The following is an 18,227-nucleotide window of genomic DNA, read 5'->3' as shown; positions in this document are numbered from 1 at the left end:
TTTAAAGAAAGAATTAGGAGGGGAATAATTATGATTCAAAAACTAAAGAAACTCGCAATAGTAACTACCTGCTCGGCTTTAATATTGACAGCTTGTGGTGGTGAAGTTGATGAAGAAGCTGGTGGAAAAAACGATGAGCAAGGCAGTAAGGAAGAAGCACTCGAGGTTGAATATGAGGATAGATTGACAATTGGTATGGGTACCGACATGGTTACTTTTGATATCCATGACCATAACAACACCTCGACAGAAGCTGTTCATATCAATATTTTTGATTATTTGTTTCGACAAGAAGATGGTGAAATACAGTCTGAATTAGTTTCAAAGCATGAGATTATAGATGATGAAACGTGGAAATTTAAATTAAAGGAAGGCGTAAAATTTCACAATGGAGACGAGTTGACTTCAAAAGATGTCCAATTCACCTTTCACAGGGTGATAGAAGACAGTTCTTTAACGGAACACTCGAATTACAATCAAATTTCAGAAGTGGAAGTTATTAATGATTACGAATTTTATATTCATACAGAAGATCCTGAACCGGCCCTACTTAACCGGATTTCTCGGATGGGTTCAGGAATTTTACCAAAGGACTATATTGAAGAAGAGGGCTGGGATCACTTTTTAGACAGTCCTATTGGCTCAGGTCCCTATGAATTTGTTGAATGGGAACGGGATAATCGTGTTGTACTAAATCCCTTTGAAGACTATTATGGTGACTATGATTCTCCTTGGGAAGAAGTGGTTTACCGAGTAATACCTGAAGATTCTACCAGGGTTTCCGAGTTGTTAACAGGGGGAGTAGATTTAGCGGTGAATGTTCCTCCTACTGACTGGGATAGGGTTGATGATAATCAGGGGACTCTAATATCGACAGGTGACTCCAATAGAGTTATGCTGTTAATCTTAAATCACGAAGAAGGACGACCTACTGAAGAGCAAAAGGTGAGGGAAGCTATTGACTATGCCATTGATAATGAAGCACTCACTGAATCTATTCTAGACGGTCAGGGGACTCCAGTCAGAACAAGGGTTACTCCAGGTAACACCGGTTATAATGAAGAGTTATACGACGATTATCGTTATGATCCCGACTATTCTAGAGAACTGCTTGAAGAAGCTGGATACAGCGATGGTGTTGAACTAAAGTTTCATGCGCCTCAAGGGCGATATTTGATGGATAGCGATGTTTCAGAAATGATTACAGGTATGTTAGCAGAAGTGGGAATAAATGCTGATTTAAACCTGCTTGAATTCAGTCAATTTGCCGACAAGTATCTGGGAAATGAAAATGAGGATTTAATGTTCTTAGGATTGTCTAATTCCATGTTTGATGCTGCCCATGCTCTTAGAAATTTCCATTCAGAACAAAATACTGAGAGGACCTATTATGAAAATGAGCGAGTAGACGAGCTGTTAGAAAAAGCCGAATCTAACATGGATTTTGAAGAACGAAAAGAACAATATCAAGAAGTTCAAGAAATTGTTGCAGAAGAATTACCTTATGTTTACTTGTATCAACAAAAGGATAGTTACGGTATAAACAATCGAATTGACTTCGAACCCCGTTTGGATGAAATGATTTACATTCCGGAAATTGGTAAAACAGACTAGAGGTGATGAATGGTGGCTAATTATATTCTAAGAAGAATACTACAACTAATCCCTGTGATTTTTATAATTTCTTTTGTTGTATTTTGCCTGGTATACGTTGCTGGTGACCCTGTAACTATGATGCTGCCAGAAGAAGCAACCCAGGAAGAGGTAGAGGCCATGAGGGAATCTCTTGGCCTCAATGACCCTTTCATGGTTCAATATGGTCGCTTTCTTATTAATATGCTACAGGGAGACTTTGGCGAATCATATCGTTATAATGAACAGGCTTTACCTATTGTGATGTCCCGTATTCCTGCCACTTTGGAGTTAACGGTATCAGCCATGGTAGTAGCGACAGTAATTGCAGTGCCTTTAGGGATTTGGTCTGCAGTCAATAAAAATTCATTTTTAGATATTTTTGTAACAGGTGGAGCTGTCCTGGGAAAAGCTATGCCAAACTTTTGGTTAGGTATTATGTTGATTTTAATTTTTTCAGTTAATTTAAGGATATTTCCAGTATCTGGGCGGGGCACCTTGTTACATTTAGTCTTACCAGCTATTACTCTTGGTACAGCCATTGCAGCGGACATGGCCCGCCTAATTCGATCAAGTATGATTGAAATTATGAATCAAGATTATATTAAAACAGCTAAAAGTAAAGGGCTTAAAAAGCCGTTGATTGTCTATATTCACGCTTTTAAAAATGCATTGATACCTGTAATAACTATTATGGCCCTTCAAGTTTCGATTCTGGTTGGGGGAACTTTGATTACTGAAACGGTATTTGCCTGGCCGGGTCTTGGACAACTATTAATCCAAGCTGTTAATACCAGAGATATGGCAATTGTTCAGGCAGCAGTTATGATAATTTCTTTTATGGTCATAATCGTGAATTTATTGGCAGATATTTTATACGGATTTGTTGATCCAAGGATAAATTACAGTTAATGAAAGGAGGGCTCCTAATGGCTCAAAGTACTGATATCAACAATTCAGATCACCGTGAAAATGGATCTGGAATCATCAATAGTTTACAAGAAAAAGATTATATTCTTTGGGTGAGACAGCTCTTAAAAAGTAAGACAGGTACTGTGGGTTTACTGATAGTTCTTGGAGTGGTCCTCCTTGCTATTTTTGCACCCTATATTACTCCCCATGAACCTGATGCAATGAATGCGGCTGAAAGGCTCTCACCTCCAAGTTTTATAGAGGGAGGGAGTGGAGAACACATTTTGGGTACTGATAATGTCGGTAGAGATATATTTACCAGAATTTTATATGGAACGAGAATATCATTGTTTGTGGGAATCACATCAGTGGTTGTGGCAGGTATTATCGGAGTCACCTTAGGACTAATAGCTGGTTACTTTGGAGGAATTGTTGACAATATAATTATGAGAGTTGTGGATGCTTTTTTAGCTATCCCCAACATCTTACTTATACTGGTAATACTTGCAGTCTTTGGGCCGAGCTTATGGACAGTTATCGGGGTTTTAGGAGCCACCAATTGGGTGGTTTATGCCAGAATGATCCGGGGCGAGGTTTTGAGCGTTAAAGAACAGGAATATGTAAAAGCCAGTAAAACCATTGGTACTAAAAATACAGCTATTATATTCAAGCATATTTTACCCAATGTTATGTCTACTTTTATTGTGATTTCGACTTTAAGAGTAGCAACTACTATAATCTTAGAAGCTTCATTGAGTTTTTTAGGACTGGGCATTCAGCCACCTCAAGTTTCCTGGGGTGGAATGTTAAGTGACGGTAGAGACTATCTTGCTACTGCATGGTGGATTTCCACTTTTCCCGGAATAGCCATAACGATTACAGTATTGGGAATCATTTTTTTGGGTGACTGGCTAAGAGATGTCTTGGACCCTAAAAGTCAAAATGCTTGATTAAACTTTATATTGTTGATTATATCAACTTTAACGGATAAACTTTAACGGATAAATGTATTAGAGTTAGAGGTAATAATTATAGATATAATTATTAAACGGTTGTGAAAGGAGGAATAACATTGAAAAGTGACCCTATCTTGAAAGTGGACAACTTAAAGACTGTTTTTCAAAATGACAGAGGGACAGTGACTGCAGTTCAGGACGTTTCCTTTCAAATAAATGCTGGTGAGTCCGTAGCTATTGTTGGAGAATCGGGGTGTGGTAAAAGTGTGACAGCACTTTCAATTATGGATTTAATTGATACTGGAGGAAGAGTGGATTCGGGGAAAATTAAATATTGTGGAAAAAACTTAGTTACAATGAATCATGAACAAAAAAGACAGCTGCGTGGTAGAGAGATAGCTATGATTTTTCAAGAACCCCTTTCGTCATTGAATCCAGTATTGACGGTCGGTCGACAAATCACTGAGCCCCTTATTGTTCATCAAAATTTGAATAAAGATCAAGCCAAAGAGATGGCATTAAAAATGCTTGAAAGAGTAAAAATACCTAGGCCTGAAAAAGTATTTAAACAATATCCCCACTCTCTGAGTGGTGGTATGAGGCAACGTGTGATGATAGCTATAGCGTTAATCTGTAATCCAAGATTACTGGTTTGCGATGAACCCACCACTGCTTTAGACGTAACTATAGAAGCTCAAATTTTAAAGTTGTTAAAACAGTTGGGAGAGGAATTCGGTACGAGTATTATGATGATCACCCACGATTTGGGAGTGGTGGCTGAACTCGCTGATAAGGTCATAGTTATGTATGCCGGTCAGGTTGTAGAAGAGTCTGATGTATTTTCTCTTTTTAAAAATCCCATGCACCCTTATACTAAAGGATTGCTGAACAGTACTCCCACCATTGATAGTGGAGAATTGGCAAGCATCGAAGGTACTGTACCAACACCGGACAAGATGCCAGATGGCTGTCGTTTTCATCCCAGGTGCCCAGAAGCTATGGAAATTTGTAATGAAGCTTCTCCAGAAATGGTGGAAAATCAAGGTCACAAAGTTCGCTGTTTTCAACACCATGAAGTATGTAAAAAGGTGGCGATATAATGTCTGATGGCCAAAGACAAAGTCCTATTCTTGAAGTAGAGCAGTTGAGTAAATATTTTCAGGTTTCTGGTGGAGGATTATTTGGTAAAAAGCAACAGTTACAAGCAGTTGATAACGTAAATTTCAAATTGTATCCAGGGGAGACTTTGGGTATAGTGGGCGAATCTGGTTGTGGTAAATCAACTACGGGAAACCTTATGACAAGATTGTTAGAACCGACCAAGGGTAAAATTTATTTTGAGGGTGAAGATTTCACAGCTCTAAAAGGTGAGAGGCTCCGGGAACGAAGAAAAGATATGCAAATGATTTTTCAGGATCCCTTTTCATCACTAAACCCTAGAATGAAAGTTTTCGATATTATTGCCGAACCATTAAAAACTCATGGCATGGCCAAGGGTGAAGAATTGCGCTTTCAAGTATATCAACTTCTGTCAGCCGTTGGCCTGGGAAAGGAATATGCCAACCGCTATCCCCACGAATTTAGTGGTGGACAACGTCAACGGATTGGGATTGCCAGGGCTCTCGCATTAAAACCTAAATTGATAATATGTGATGAACCGGTATCTGCCTTGGATGTGTCTATTCAGTCTCAAATTTTGCAATTACTTAAGAAACTGCAAAAAGAGTACGATCTTACTTATATATTTATTGGTCACGGATTACCGGCAGTAAAATATATCAGTGATAGAATCGCAGTGATGTATTTAGGTAAACTCGTTGAACTAGCCAGTTCAGAAGAACTTTTTAGAAATCCTAAACATCCTTATACCAAAGGATTGCTATCGGCTTTACCTATATCAGACCCTGAGTTGCGCAATCAAAAAAGTGAATTCATGTTAGAAGGTGATTTGCCAAGTCCTGTAAATCCTCCTAGAGGATGTAGTTTTCACACTCGCTGTCCATTTTCCCAGGAAGTTTGCACCAAAACGGCTCCTCCGGAGCGGACTTATTACCCGGCCACTTCAGATGAGCGGTTAGTAACTTGTCATTTTCCCTTAGAAGATTATAATCAGGCCATTTAAAATTTGGCTCTAACTCTTGTTCAGCTGTTCATTCGTTAATATGTACTGTCAAATTTTATAATTTTGTTTAATTGAGATTTCATTAATGAGTTTTCAATAAAGGATTTCACATAAAAAAACCGCGGATAAATTAAATTTACCCGCGGTTTAAAATATGGTCGGGGCGGCAGGATTTGAACCTGCGACCCCTTGGTCCCAAACCAAGTGCGCTGCCAAACTGCGCTACGCCCCGTCAACATTTATATTATAACTGAAAAACTTACTTTTTGTAAAGGTAAAACAGCAAAATACTAAATAGAATTATTAATTATCGCTAAAACATTCGTTCACTCAATCCTTTTTACCTGAATAGGTAAAAGCATTTTGGTCCATTTTAATTTTATGATCTTCTACCCTCCCAATTCGGCCACCACACTTGCCACATACCAATTCATCATCAGATATTTGGCCCTGATAAACCCTGTTAATCCTATCTTTATAACAGCGCAGCACTTGTCCTTTACCAATTTTTTTGTATCTAAAGATTTTGGCTTTACAAAATGCACATTTAATTATCAACATAATAAATACACCTCTATTCGTCTAGCTAGCTAAAGAAATGCACTTAATTAGTTACCCCTTCGCTTAGTTACATTTTAATAATACTGAGTAATTAGGACAAGTTAATAATCAGTTTTGTGATATTTAGGATGAACTTATGATGAACTAATGCGACAAAAATTTAAGGAGAATTGATGAACAAGAATAAGGCCATCTGATTTCAGATGGCCTAAGTGTTTAATTGATTATACTTAATTTTTTAGTATTTCATTAACAGTAAATTCTAGAATTTTAGGTGCTTTTTCAGTGAAAAATGGCATATGCAGTCGTTCAGTGTATTGATGAGCATCTTTACCCATGGGCCCTACATTAATGACTGATACATCAAGTTTACTAATTTCTTCAATTGGTAGATTGTAAACATGGTTATTAGCTGGCATATTGGGATTCATATACTTAGCAATATCTTCACTTTCGGGTACCGCGAAGTAACTTAGATCGCTGATACCTTTGAAAAACTCTGTCACATTAAAATGAATTCCATGTTTATCTTTCCCTTCTTGTTGTAGTCTTTCTACTACTTCTAGCATATAATTTTCTTTGTCCGTTTCTCTGTTGTTCTTAACATGGGGGTAGAAAGGTGGCAGAAAACCTACAATTATTTTAGGATTTCTATCAGGACAGTAGTCGTGTACTTTATCTACTAGTTGAAGAGAGAACTCTCGCTCATCTTGAGCTGTTTCTTTTAGTTCTTTTGCAGCCTGATTATATGCTTCTAAGAATTGTTCGCCCGAAGCCTGATAAGCAGAATTGTATAGTTCATCAAAAGTGTAAACTTTTGGATCCCAATTTTTGCTGACTTTTTCACTTGTTCCCCAAGAATTATCAATTCCATCCTCTCCTGCTAACTCTTCAAAACTGTCAAAGCTGTTATCATAAATCTTGATTGCATTATCTAAGGCCTGTTTTGCTACTTTTTGCATTTTTTGCAAGATATCATAAGGGCTTGATGTAATTGTTAGGATATTATAATACCCTACTGTTACTTGGGGAGTTGTTACGTTGTATACTCCTCGTAAATCGTTGAGCTTTAAATTAACTGGTGGTGGTGTTAGTTCTCCTCTAAATTTGTCACAAAAATCGGTATTGAATTCCATTAATGATTCTACTTGAGAAAATATTAAACTAGAATTAAGTCCTCCATAGGGATTACCTCCGTGAGTTTCTTTTCCGAAGCAGTAAAAGAAAGGTAAGATCTTTCCAATACTTCCGATAGCTATATCACTATTTCCTTCATCATCAGGTTGATGACTTTCGCTTTTGATAACAGATCTGTATTCTAGACTATGTTCTTCTTTTAGCTTATTTAAATGGGGAACTGCTGATAGTATTCCGATGGAGTTATTTTCTTCATCTGGTACTGACACAAGTACAATGTTTCCATCAAAATCTTCTATATTTTGAGAGTAATCGTGCATTAGGGCTAGTTGTAATGCTGCTCCTGCTTTCATATCCATTACACCACGTCCAAATAACCATTCACCGCTCTCTAGGTCTTTTCTTGCGTCTGATGGTAGGTCAAAAGTTTCCATTTTACTAGTGATTGTATCGGTATCAAAGGCATATTCTTTTAAATTCCCATAATCTTGAACATCAACTACATCGTGATGATGAAGTAAAATAACAGTTTTATTGCCCTTACCTTTTAAAAGGGCAGTTACGTAGGATCTTTCTAAACTATCGCCGGGTAATTTATTAATATGAAGTAGGTCTTTATTTTCTTGGAAGTAGGGTATTTCTGATAAGATTTTATGAATTTCTTCTGCAACACCTTGTTCTTTACTGGTCCCTGATATACTAGGTACTTTTACTAACCGATCTAGTAATTCTTTTAATTTATTCTTGTCCTCGAGCCACATTATATAATACCTCCTTATAATATTTTAAAAATTTTAATATTTAATATATCAAAAACATGCAATAATTATGCCGACAAAACGGAAATTTCAGATTACTGAGAATTTTAAACCAGAATTCATACTCACTCCTGCTTCAACAAATCTATTAAGAAAGAAATTCTGGTTTAAAAATGTTAATTTGTGTAAATGAAATACGCCAAATATTTGACTTGTAAAAATAATTTGCGCAAAATAAAAATAGATTAAAAAAAGAAGCTGCTATATCCAGCAGCTTCTGAATTTTAGTATGCAAATACGTGTTTGCCAATTGTAGTAATTGGTGTTCTAGTAAAAATCCATTCTGAAGTAGCAGTTACAGGATTGTAATAGAAAGTTGCTCCTTCACTGGGATCCCAGCCCTTTAATGCATCGGAGACTGCATCATAAGCAGTTTCATTAGGTTGTAACCAAAATTGTCCATCATGTACTGCTGTAAATGCCCATGGTTCAAAAATTACCCCTTCAACATTGTCTGGCCATCTAGAGTCTTCAACGCGGTTGATGATAACTGCTGCTACTGCAACTTGGCCTTTGTATGGTTCACCACGAGCCTCACTATATACTGCATGTGCCAAGAGGTCTCGTTCATGGCTGTTGATCTCTAATCTTTTATAGTCTTCTTTATTTTCCTCCTGACTGGCTTCAACCTCACTTGTGAAACCTGAGATAAAAGTCAAGCTTATGGCTAATGCCAATAGGCTGATTCCCAGGATCCTAGATAACTTACTAAAGCCTAAATGGCCTTTAGAAAAATACATAGAATTCCCCCTCAAAGCAAATATTTTGGTTTAGTTAACTACAAGCTAGTTAACATAATATTATAATCTATTTTGATGAACAAATCTACTGATTGCCGAGGGAGCTTTTAAAAACAAATCTGAACACACATACATCTTATTTTTGATATAATAAACATAATACTAACAGTTGTGTTAATTTGAGAATATATGAAAATATTTGGCTGAGTGGATAAGTTTAAAAAGTAAAAAGTGAGATTGACAAATCAATAAAAATCCTTTAATATTAAACATGAAGATGAAAATCATTCTCACCGAAACTGTTTGGGAACTGACAAATGCCAAATCCGGTAAGGGGGCGTTTATAAATGGCCGTATATATTGAGGGGTATTTACAAGATTCACAAACTAATAGTTATCAGCATAAATCAGTAGATCAACTGTTAAAGGAAGAGGAAGGTATCATTATGGAAACCCCTGGGGATACGCTGTTAGCTTCTTTAGGCCTAAGGAAAGGAAAAAAGGTAACTGTAAAGGCAAAACAAGTATGTAATGGACCAGTTATCTGTTCTGTAGATGGAAGAAATATTGCACTCAGTAGAGATATAGCCTGTAATATTCTAGTTAATTGCAATAGATAAAGGTTCTATTGCAATTTTATTTTAAAATTCATTGATAATGATTCTCAATGAATTTTACGATGTATGAAGAGATGAATGAAGAAAATATAAAGGTTTTGTCTGGGGGTTCATTTCATGAAAGGTTTTTTTGCATCTTGTGAGAAATATGGTTGTTTATTTTACCCTGCTTTTTATATTTACACACGCATGTATAGGGAAGTAGTTCGTCGTGAGGTAGAGTTAGGAAATATTACTTCTCAAGATGTAGTGTTAAATGTGGGCTGTGGTGCTATACCCTTTACAGCCATTCATATTTCACAACTGACGGGAGCAAAAGTGGTTGCATTAGATAAAGATCCAGAAGCAGTTAAAAAAGCAAGATATTCTTTGGAAAAATTTCAACTCAATAAAAATATTGAGATTTACGAGGGAGATGGAGTAGAAGACATCCCAGTTCCCTTTAATGTTGCTATAATTGCGTTACAAGTAGATAGAAAATCTCTTGTATACCAGAATCTATCCAATCAGACCAATGGAAAAGGAAGATTGATTTTTCGGCAACCAGTGGACAAATTTAATCAAGAATATGGCAATCTTTCCTTAGATTTAGTACCCGATGACTGGGTATTGCAAAATATGAAGACATTTAACTATTCGAATCTCTACCTAACTACTTAACAGGAGGAATTTATTTGAAAAAACCTTTTTTGTTCATTTTCGGTATTTTAGTTATTACTTTAGTAGTTGTCTATATAGGTTGGGAAGAGATTTATTTAGTCCTAAATAGAATGGAAGCTGCTCAGATAATGATTATGGCATTACTGCAGGTTTTTACCATGTCATTGACGACTCTCATTTGGTATTATCTATTAAAGCAAAAGACAAATATGGTATCATACAGCAAAGTTTTTTCTATTAATTTGGCAGGTAAGTTTGTGGAGAGTGTAACTCCTTCGGTTAAAGTGGGCGGAGAAGGTTTAAAGGTTTATCTCATGAAAAAGAGTACTGCCTTGACATATCAAGAATTAATGGCTGTAACTGTTGTTACCAAATTTTTCTCTTTACTACCTTTCCTAGTCATTACTTTTATCACTTTGAGTTATGCTTTAATGTTTCTATCTCTTCCTACTATCGTTTATTTAGCTTTTATTGGACTAGTACTGTTTTTTATATTGTTCTTTATATTTTTTAATTACTCAGCCATTTATGAACATTTTTATCCAAAGGTTTCAGGAAAAAGTTTTATTAATAAACCTGTTATTGAGAAATTATTAACTAAATGTCAAAAAGTTCACAGGTTTTTATCCCAGGCTTCTATGGAATCTAATTCTTTAGTAACTCGACCTGTTCAAAGAGGGTTATTGTTTTGTATCGGTGCTCTCGTATGGGCAAGTTATCCACTCAAAGTGTACTTAGTCGCTACAATGCTCGGTTTTGATATAAATCCAATTATAGCGGTTATTGCCACTTATACTGCTTACTTAGTAAGCATGATACCGTTACTTCCCGGAGGTCTTGCTACCTTTGAAGGTAGTATGGCTTTAGTTCTAACTATAGGAGGATTAAGTTCCCCAGAATCTCTTTCCGTAGCATTGATGACTCGAGCATTCACTTTTTGGCTGCCTCTGATTATTTCTGCCTTTATAACCGGGTATTATGTTCGAACTACCGGAGCTGAGGCTAGTAATAACTAAAAATTGGTGCAATAGCAGGGCAAGAGAAGTAAGAAAAAATAATCATAATTTAATAATCATAATTTAAAATATAGTGGCAGGTGATTTAAGTGTCAGATAAACATAGCAAAAAAGACAATGTTTTACTGATAGGTCCTCCAAATGTGGGGAAGAGCGTAATATTCAGCAATCTTACCGGATTAAATATTAGTATAGCCAATTATGTTGGGACTACCGTAGAGTACACTGTGGGAGAGCTTCAATTAGATAGCAAAACGGCTAATTTGATAGATGTTCCGGGAACTTATACATTAGAGGCGACAAATGACGCTGAAAGAGTGGCTGTTGATATGCTTCGGGGAGAAGCTAAGTCTCAAAGTGCTAACCACTGTCATAACGAGGGCGGATTGACAGATGTCTCTGTGGATAAAAAACCAGCAGCTGTTATATGTGTCATAGATGCTTATAACCTGGAAAGTAGTATTTATCTGCTATTACAAGTATTACAGTATAAAATTCCTACTGTTGCAGTTCTCAATAGGATAGATTTAATAGAAGAAAGAGGGGAGCAAATTGATATCAGCTCTCTTTCTCATTTTCTTGGGGTTCCCGTTGTTCCTTCTGTAGCTGTTGAGAAAAAAGGTACAGAAGAGATAAAAAAGACACTATTGGCTTCCTTACAGGCAGGAGTTTCTTCTGTTGACAGCAAATCGCAAGAAAAACCAAGCCCAAATGATAATCAGAAAGCTGAATCCTGGAATTTAAAGAATCTTCCTGATGATCCACAGGAGTTATGGTCTATTGCCGAATATATTAATGAGAAAGCCAAAAAAAAGAAACCCGAGTCTCAAAAATCCAAACGTCAGTTATGGGGCGATTTATTAGTTAAACCCTGGCCAGGTCTGCCTTTAAGTATATTGATTTTGGCCACTATATTTGGAATAGTAGTTGGTGTAGGGATGGGGATTCGTCAGTATTTGTTACTACCTCTGTTTAGAGATTTGATTATTCCCTCTGTAGTTTACGTAGTTGAAGGTTTAATCCCGGAAGGTTTAGTACTGAACGTTTTAATAGGTGAATATGGCTTGCTGGTTAAAGGTTTAGAATGGCCTTTTACCCTAGTACTGCCTTATGTAATTTCTTTTTATGCTGCCCTTAGTGTTATGGAAGATAGTGGATATCTGCCGCGATTAGGTGGCTTGCTGGATGGAATTTTAAATAAATTTGGTTTACCGGGATCTAGTGTAGTCCCTTTACTTTTGGGTTATGGTTGTGGTATACCGGCCATTATGGCAACAAGATCTCTTAACTCTCATAAGGAAAGATTGACTGTTTCTACTCTCGTTTGTCTGGCCATACCTTGTGTTGCACAGTCTGGGGCCTTTATTGCTTTACTGGCAGAACGGTCTATCTTTGTACTGTTGGCAGTATTTTTGTTTTCTTTATTAATTATTTTCTTAGCTGGTATTACCTTGGACAAGGTATTGGCAGGTTCTCGACCTTATACAATAATGGAGATTCCCGAATTACTTGTACCTAGAGGTGAAGTTGTTTTTAAAAAGGTATGGTTGAGAATTAAAAATTATATAGTTGATGGTGCTTTACCCATGATTGGCATTATTGGGATAGCAGCCTTATTGTATGAAAGTGGAGTTATGACATTTCTAGGGGAATTATTGAGTCCTTTAGTAGTCACATGGCTACAACTTCCAGCAGAAGCATCAACTCCTCTGGTATTGGGAGTTTTTAGACGCGAGCTAACGGTCATTCCCTTAATAGAAATGGATCTAACTACCTTGCAGTTATTTACCGGTGCCGTAGTAGGATTATTTTACGTTCCGTGTGTGGCTATTATAGCTGCTTTGGCTAGAGAGTTTAATTTTAAAACAGCCTTTTTTATACTATTGCTTACCGGTTTCTTAGCTTTTTTTGCCGGAGGGGTTATTGCCAGGATAGGTGGTTTATTCGTATAATGTGCATCGACTATTATTAAATTTAAACTTAAAATTATTTTGTACCTTGTTTTACAGCCCGGGTTTATTAACCCGGGATTTTTTATTGTGCGCCATGCATGACGATTAGCTAGGTGGTGTAAGTCCACTATGGGGGTTTGTAGTTACCAACCATTAGCCAAGAGCAAGGGTGCCCATCGTGAGGTGGGATCTGAAGGAAGCTTAAGGCAAAATTCCGACCCAAGGCACACGAACATCATCAGGCATAAGGTATGGGATGAGTTTGCAATACAAAACGAAGTCCAATCAACTACACGGACATACCAGTGTAAATGATGTGGGTACATGGAATGAAAGTTAATCGTCTTACCGTGGGAGGTCTCATGGACGTGGCAAGATGAACTTCGAACCACGGTTGAAATAAGATTTGTCATGAGAAGTCAGCAGACTCCATAGTACTTGATGAGGTCGACATCATTAAGGAAGGGATGAACCTAGGAGGAGATCAGTAAATGACTGTTACCAATAAAGGAATGAAGTGCCGCCAACTTCTGACAGGCGAAAGCTGCAAAGAAGGCTCACCGCAGAAGAATAGTGCGGAACACGAAGGATATGCGGGAGTGCACAGTTCTTTAAGGATAACTGAAAACAACATCTCCAATGCAAACTTGTCGAAGGGGAATTTGCTAGAGGAAATTTTGGATAGAGACAACATGAATAAAGCATTCAAGAAAATAAAATCCAACAAAGGCTCTCACGGGATTGATGGGATGGGAGTAGATGAACTTCTACAATATCTCAAAGAAAACGGGGACCACCTCAGGCAAAGAGTCCTGGACGGTAAATACCGCCCTAATCCCGTCAGAAGGGTAGAGATACCTAAAGAAGATGGGAAGAAAAGAAAATTAGGCATACCTACAGTGGTAGACAGGGTAATCCAACAAGCAATAGCCCAAGTACTATCTCCAATATATGAGGAGCAATTCTCAGATAACAGCTATGGTTTTCGCCCTGGACGCAGTACTCATGATGCAATTAAGAAAAGTCAACAAAACATAAATGAAGGATACAAATATGTAGTAGATATGGACTTGGAGAAATACTTTGACACAGTAAACCAGAGCAAATTGATAGAAGTGCTATCTAAGACAATAAAAGACGGTCGAGTAATATCTCTTATCAACAAATATCTAAGAGCAGGAGTAATGATCAAACACACCTATAAGGATACAGAAGTTGGCGTGCCCCAGGGCGGGCCTCTTAGCCCTATCCTCAGTAACATAATGCTCCACGAATTGGATAAAGAACTTGAGAAAAGGGGGCACGAATTCGTCCGCTATGCGGACGACCTGCTAATCTTTTGTAAAAGCAGAAGAAGTGCCGGACGCACCTTGAAGAACATACTACCCTTCATCGAAAATAAACTATTTCTCAAAGTAAATAAAGATAAAACTGTAGTTGCCTATGTAGGAAAGGTAAGATTTCTTGGGTTTGGCTTTTACAGACATAAAGGAAAAGCCAGATTAAGAGTTCATCTTAAATCAGTTACAAAGATGAGAACGAGAATAAAAGAACTCACATCTAGAAGTTATGGAATAAGCAACGAAGCCAGAGCAAAGAAACTTAGCCGATACATTATGGGTTGGGTTAACTACTTTAAACCAGCTGATATGAAGAATCTGTTAATAAATACTGACAGTTGGATGAGAAGGCGTATTCGCATGATTTACTGGAAACAATGGAAGAAAGTGAGAACAAAATTTAAAATGCTCAAGTTCTTTGGAGCCAATAAATACAAAGCATGGGAATATGCAAACACAAGAAAGGGCTACTGGAGAATTTCCAATAGCCCCGTCTTATCCAAATCCCTTGGAAATGATGTAATCAAAGGATTTGGTTTCCTATTCTTTTCGGAATATTATCGACAAGTTAAAGCGTAAACTAGGAACCGCCGTGTACCGAACGGTTTGCTCGGTGGTGTGAGAGGTCGGTAGATAAAATAATTATCTACCTCCTACTCGATTAGTATTTTAACTATCTATATAATGGACCTTTTTAAGTCTGTTGTTGATTTGGATAAAAAAAGCGATAGCAATTAGCTATCGTGTAAGAGACATAAATTAGATGATGTGCCTTAGTAATCGGATAATTCCTATATTATCATCTGGTATAGGGGTCACCCAACCGTTTAATGCAGGATAGGGTTGCCGGCAAATGACAACACGAGCTAGGCAAAGTCTGGCTATGATCGAACGGATTATAATCTAGCTACTGCAACTAAATTTTACCCTCTTTTTTTAAATCTTCGATAGCGTGTTTTACAATCACTTTTCCAAGATTATAAAAAACAATAAGACGCAAAATAAAACCTATAATTCCTGCTGTTAGTTCTTCCATAATCATCCTCCTTTACTTATACTCACCATATCTTATACGCAACAATCCATTCATTTCCATTTTTTCACGGAATGATAATAATTTCAACCTAATTAATCGCATAATTATGATGGAACCACTTATGATAAAAGCGAGAATGCTTTTGGAAAATATTATAAATTAAAAGGGATAACGAATATTGTTATCGAATAACTTGTGATAAAGGAGGGTGAAATTTTTGGATACTCAAACACAACATAAGCAAGTTAAACAAGCATTAACAGGCAATGAAAGTATTGCCAGAGGATTTTATGAAGCAGGTGGTTTTTTAGCTGCTAGCTATCCAGGTTCTCCTACCGTAGAACTTTTGGAGGCTATAAAACAATATCAACAGGGATATACTGAATGGTCACCTAATGAAAAGGTTGCTCTGGAAGTCGCAATGGGCGCTTCCATGTCAGGGGCCAGAGCCCTTGTTTCCATGAAACACGTAGGACTCAATATTGCTCTAGACCCCTTAATGACCTTTACCCAAACTCAAGTTTCAGGGGGATTCGTTATAATGGTAGGGGATGACCCTGGAATGAAAAGTTCTCAAAATGAACAGGATAGCAGAGTATTAGCTAAGTATGCCAATATGCCAGTTTTAATGCCATCATCAAGTGCTAAAGCCAAAGAATACACAAAATTGGCCTTTCAGCTTAGCGAAAAATTTCAAACACCAGTTATGTTATATATGAACAGTCGTCAATGTCATAGTCGTGGACCTGTCAAATTAGAAAATCCTCAAGATATTAATATCTCGGGTTACACTCCTGATATATCCAATCATGCTATGATCCCACCTTATACAATTCCCAAACAGCAGGAAATGCAAAGTAGGATAGCTAATTTAACGAATTACGCAGAAACAGCTTCGATTAATCAATTAGAAGAAATAGAAGGCTCCAATACATTAATTATCACTACCGGGCTCATGTATCAAAATTTACAGGAAGTAAGTCCCAAAGCCAGTGTTTTAAAACTTGGAATGGCTTATCCACTCCCCATTCAAATGATTGAGGAACTAGCTTCCAAGTATCAGCAAGTGCTGGTATTGGAAGAATTGATGCCAGTAATAGAAGATGAGCTAAAAACTAAGGGGATTCAATGTGACGGAAAGAAATACTTTAATTTCACAGGTGAACTGTTGACCTCTGATATCAGCTCTGGATTGGAAAAAGCGGGTGTGATATCAAAGGATCAAAAACATTCCGGAAAAGAGTCAAGTGAACATGCAAAGCAAGCTGTACCAGAACGTTCTCCTATTATGTGTGCAGGATGTCCTCATAGACCAGTATTTGATATTTTGAAGAAGTCCGGTATGAAAGTGGTGGGGGATATAGGCTGTTACTCCCTTGGCTTACTACCTCCCTTTGAAGTCTCCAAAATAAATATCAGTATGGGAGCTAGTATGGGTATAGTCAAGGGCATGAGAAAGGCCTTTAATGAACTAGATCAAAAAGAACCTTTAGTGGCTCTCATTGGAGACGGCACCTTATATCATTCGGGTCTATCTGGACTAGTTAACTTGGCTAAGAACACTGATAAGACAGATAATATCACTGTGATTGTCTTGGATAACTCAACAACCGCTATGACTGGAGGCCAAGCCACACCTAGCACTGGACGACAGATTAAAAGTTCAGAGAGCAATTTAGATATTCAAGAAGTTTTGCAATCCCTAGGATTTGACAGGGTTACAAAAGTTGATCAATTTGACTATCAAACGACAAAAGACATTTTTGAACAAGAAACTTCTTATGAAGGTTTATCTGCAGTAATTACATCAAGACCATGTGCCCTTAAATTTAAAATAAAAGAACCACACTTTTATGTAAATCCAAATGTCTGTATTGGTTGTCGAAACTGTGTTAAAACAAACTGCCCCCCCATTAAAATGACAGAATATCCTAATCAAGATAAATTAAAATCCTTTATAGATCCCGATGTATGCGTAGGCTGCAGTGTTTGTTCCCAAGTTTGTCCTGTAGAAGCAATTCGGCGGGTGAGAGGAGGAGTCCAAGATGACAGTTAATTCTAATAGAGCAAGGTCCACGAATATAATTCTATGCGGAGTTGGGGGACAAGGACTTGTTCTAACTACAAAAGTAATAGCAGATGCAGCATTAAATGCAGGTTATGACTTTAAAACAACTGATGTGATTGGGTTAGCTCAGAGAGGTGGCAAAGTATGGGGTTCAGTCAAAATTTCTCAAGACCAAATTTTTTCACCAAATATACCTGAGGGAGAGGGTCATTTCATGATTGCTACAGAGCCCTTAGAAGCTTTAAGGTGGCTTGGTATTATGTCACCGGAACCCAAGGGTTATATTTTTGTCAATACTAAGGAGATTCACCCCTCCCCTGTACTATTAGAGCAAGAGGAGTATCCAGTCAATTACCAGGAACAGTTATCTGAAAAATGTAATTTAACGACAATAAACGCCTTTGAAACAGGAAAAAAGTTTGGTACTGAAAAATTAGCTAATACACTTCTTGTAGGAATGTTAGCAGCCAAGCTTGAAATTCCCTGGCAAGCTTGGTTGAACTCTTTGCGAAATAATGTACCAGCAAAATACAGTCAGCAGAACGAAAAAGCTTTAGAGTACGGGTATAATTATGTGATTTAGCTGGAACATAGAAATTGGCTAGAACAGAATTGAAAATGATATTATTATGGTTTTAGGTTGATTATAGGGAACTAGGT

Annotated in this window: 15 protein-coding genes and 1 tRNA gene; 12 read left to right on the top strand and 4 right to left on the bottom strand. The window is 37.3% G+C overall.

The window, feature by feature from the left end; all coding sequences use genetic code 11:
* Nucleotides 1–30 precede the first annotated feature (30 nt).
* The 5 genes from NTHER_RS14085 (at nucleotide 31) to NTHER_RS14065 (ending at nucleotide 5,622) form a co-directional block, all read left to right on the top strand.
* Nucleotides 31–1,614, top strand: a complete 1,584-nt coding sequence (locus NTHER_RS14085; protein ID WP_012449171.1) for an ABC transporter substrate-binding protein — start codon at nucleotides 31–33, stop codon at nucleotides 1,612–1,614.
* A 9-nt stretch (nucleotides 1,615–1,623) separates the two neighbouring features.
* On the top strand, nucleotides 1,624–2,544 hold the full coding sequence (nikB, locus tag NTHER_RS14080) for a nickel ABC transporter permease (protein ID WP_012449170.1): 921 nt from the start codon (nucleotides 1,624–1,626) through the stop codon (nucleotides 2,542–2,544).
* 17 nt (nucleotides 2,545–2,561) lie between these two features.
* Nucleotides 2,562–3,494 carry an ABC transporter permease gene (locus tag NTHER_RS14075; protein ID WP_012449169.1) on the top strand — a complete coding sequence of 311 codons (933 nt, stop codon included), beginning with the start codon at nucleotides 2,562–2,564 and terminating at the stop codon, nucleotides 3,492–3,494.
* A gap of 122 nt (nucleotides 3,495–3,616) precedes the next feature.
* Nucleotides 3,617–4,600, top strand: a complete 984-nt coding sequence (locus tag NTHER_RS14070) for an ABC transporter ATP-binding protein (RefSeq protein ID WP_012449168.1) — start codon at nucleotides 3,617–3,619, stop codon at nucleotides 4,598–4,600.
* Nucleotides 4,600–5,622 carry an ABC transporter ATP-binding protein gene (locus NTHER_RS14065; RefSeq protein WP_012449167.1) on the top strand — a complete coding sequence of 341 codons (1,023 nt, stop codon included), beginning with the start codon at nucleotides 4,600–4,602 and terminating at the stop codon, nucleotides 5,620–5,622. The genes NTHER_RS14070 and NTHER_RS14065 overlap by 1 nt, the downstream gene beginning before the upstream one ends.
* Before the next feature lie 155 nt (nucleotides 5,623–5,777).
* Here the strand turns inward: NTHER_RS14065 and NTHER_RS14060 are convergent.
* From NTHER_RS14060 to NTHER_RS14045, 4 genes are all read right to left on the bottom strand, one after another.
* Nucleotides 5,778–5,854: transfer RNA gene (locus NTHER_RS14060), tRNA-Pro, on the bottom strand.
* A 98-nt stretch (nucleotides 5,855–5,952) separates the two neighbouring features.
* Nucleotides 5,953–6,183, bottom strand: a complete 231-nt coding sequence (locus NTHER_RS14055; protein WP_012449166.1) for a hypothetical protein — start codon at nucleotides 6,181–6,183, stop codon at nucleotides 5,953–5,955.
* A gap of 230 nt (nucleotides 6,184–6,413) precedes the next feature.
* Nucleotides 6,414–8,081 carry a M20/M25/M40 family metallo-hydrolase gene (locus NTHER_RS14050; RefSeq protein ID WP_012449165.1) on the bottom strand — a complete coding sequence of 556 codons (1,668 nt, stop codon included), beginning with the start codon at nucleotides 8,079–8,081 and terminating at the stop codon, nucleotides 6,414–6,416.
* A 281-nt stretch (nucleotides 8,082–8,362) separates the two neighbouring features.
* Nucleotides 8,363–8,878: a cell wall hydrolase gene (locus NTHER_RS14045; RefSeq protein ID WP_083762831.1), complete on the bottom strand. Its 516-nt coding sequence runs from the start codon at nucleotides 8,876–8,878 to the stop codon at nucleotides 8,363–8,365.
* Between the two features lie 347 nt (nucleotides 8,879–9,225).
* Here NTHER_RS14045 and NTHER_RS14040 point away from each other — a divergent pair, with 347 nt between their 5' ends.
* The 7 genes from NTHER_RS14040 (at nucleotide 9,226) to NTHER_RS14005 (ending at nucleotide 18,150) form a co-directional block, all read left to right on the top strand.
* A complete protein-coding gene (locus NTHER_RS14040) occupies nucleotides 9,226–9,498 on the top strand; it encodes a FeoA family protein (RefSeq protein WP_052291988.1) in 273 nt (90 codons plus the stop codon).
* A 114-nt stretch (nucleotides 9,499–9,612) separates the two neighbouring features.
* The gene (locus tag NTHER_RS14035; protein ID WP_012449164.1) at nucleotides 9,613–10,155 is read left to right on the top strand and encodes a methyltransferase domain-containing protein; all 543 of its coding nucleotides are present in this window, start codon (nucleotides 9,613–9,615) and stop codon (nucleotides 10,153–10,155) included.
* A 14-nt stretch (nucleotides 10,156–10,169) separates the two neighbouring features.
* Complete coding sequence (locus NTHER_RS14030) at nucleotides 10,170–11,171, top strand: lysylphosphatidylglycerol synthase transmembrane domain-containing protein (protein ID WP_012449163.1); 1,002 nt, start codon at nucleotides 10,170–10,172, stop codon at nucleotides 11,169–11,171.
* Between the two features lie 89 nt (nucleotides 11,172–11,260).
* Nucleotides 11,261–13,123, top strand: coding sequence for a ferrous iron transporter B (locus NTHER_RS14025; protein ID WP_012449162.1), 1,863 nt, complete (start codon nucleotides 11,261–11,263; stop codon nucleotides 13,121–13,123).
* Between the two features lie 491 nt (nucleotides 13,124–13,614).
* Nucleotides 13,615–15,042: a group II intron reverse transcriptase/maturase gene (ltrA, locus tag NTHER_RS14015; protein WP_012446632.1), complete on the top strand. Its 1,428-nt coding sequence runs from the start codon at nucleotides 13,615–13,617 to the stop codon at nucleotides 15,040–15,042.
* 674 nt (nucleotides 15,043–15,716) lie between these two features.
* Nucleotides 15,717–17,555: a thiamine pyrophosphate-dependent enzyme gene (locus NTHER_RS14010; protein ID WP_012449160.1), complete on the top strand. Its 1,839-nt coding sequence runs from the start codon at nucleotides 15,717–15,719 to the stop codon at nucleotides 17,553–17,555.
* On the top strand, nucleotides 17,545–18,150 hold the full coding sequence (locus NTHER_RS14005; RefSeq protein WP_012449159.1) for an indolepyruvate oxidoreductase subunit beta: 606 nt from the start codon (nucleotides 17,545–17,547) through the stop codon (nucleotides 18,148–18,150). The genes NTHER_RS14010 and NTHER_RS14005 overlap by 11 nt, the downstream gene beginning before the upstream one ends.
* Nucleotides 18,151–18,227: the final 77 nt, after the last annotated feature.

The sequence above is a fragment of the Natranaerobius thermophilus JW/NM-WN-LF genome (assembly GCF_000020005.1).
Taxonomy (GTDB): domain Bacteria; phylum Bacillota; class Natranaerobiia; order Natranaerobiales; family Natranaerobiaceae; genus Natranaerobius; species Natranaerobius thermophilus.
Note: the sequence above shows the minus strand (reverse complement) of the source record. Positions and strands in the feature narration are given on the sequence as shown.

Coding starts and splice junctions, on each gene's coding strand:
- nikB (WP_012449170.1), top strand. CDS start 1,624: ATGGTGGCTAATTATATTCTAAGAAGAATACTACAACTAATCCCTGTG.
- ltrA (WP_012446632.1), top strand. CDS start 13,615: ATGACTGTTACCAATAAAGGAATGAAGTGCCGCCAACTTCTGACAGGC.
- NTHER_RS14055 (WP_012449166.1), bottom strand. CDS start 6,183: ATGTTGATAATTAAATGTGCATTTTGTAAAGCCAAAATCTTTAGATAC.
- NTHER_RS14085 (WP_012449171.1), top strand. CDS start 31: ATGATTCAAAAACTAAAGAAACTCGCAATAGTAACTACCTGCTCGGCT.
- NTHER_RS14065 (WP_012449167.1), top strand. CDS start 4,600: ATGTCTGATGGCCAAAGACAAAGTCCTATTCTTGAAGTAGAGCAGTTG.
- NTHER_RS14050 (WP_012449165.1), bottom strand. CDS start 8,081: ATGTGGCTCGAGGACAAGAATAAATTAAAAGAATTACTAGATCGGTTA.
- NTHER_RS14075 (WP_012449169.1), top strand. CDS start 2,562: ATGGCTCAAAGTACTGATATCAACAATTCAGATCACCGTGAAAATGGA.
- NTHER_RS14040 (WP_052291988.1), top strand. CDS start 9,226: ATGGCCGTATATATTGAGGGGTATTTACAAGATTCACAAACTAATAGT.
- NTHER_RS14035 (WP_012449164.1), top strand. CDS start 9,613: ATGAAAGGTTTTTTTGCATCTTGTGAGAAATATGGTTGTTTATTTTAC.
- NTHER_RS14005 (WP_012449159.1), top strand. CDS start 17,545: ATGACAGTTAATTCTAATAGAGCAAGGTCCACGAATATAATTCTATGC.
- NTHER_RS14045 (WP_083762831.1), bottom strand. CDS start 8,878: ATGTATTTTTCTAAAGGCCATTTAGGCTTTAGTAAGTTATCTAGGATC.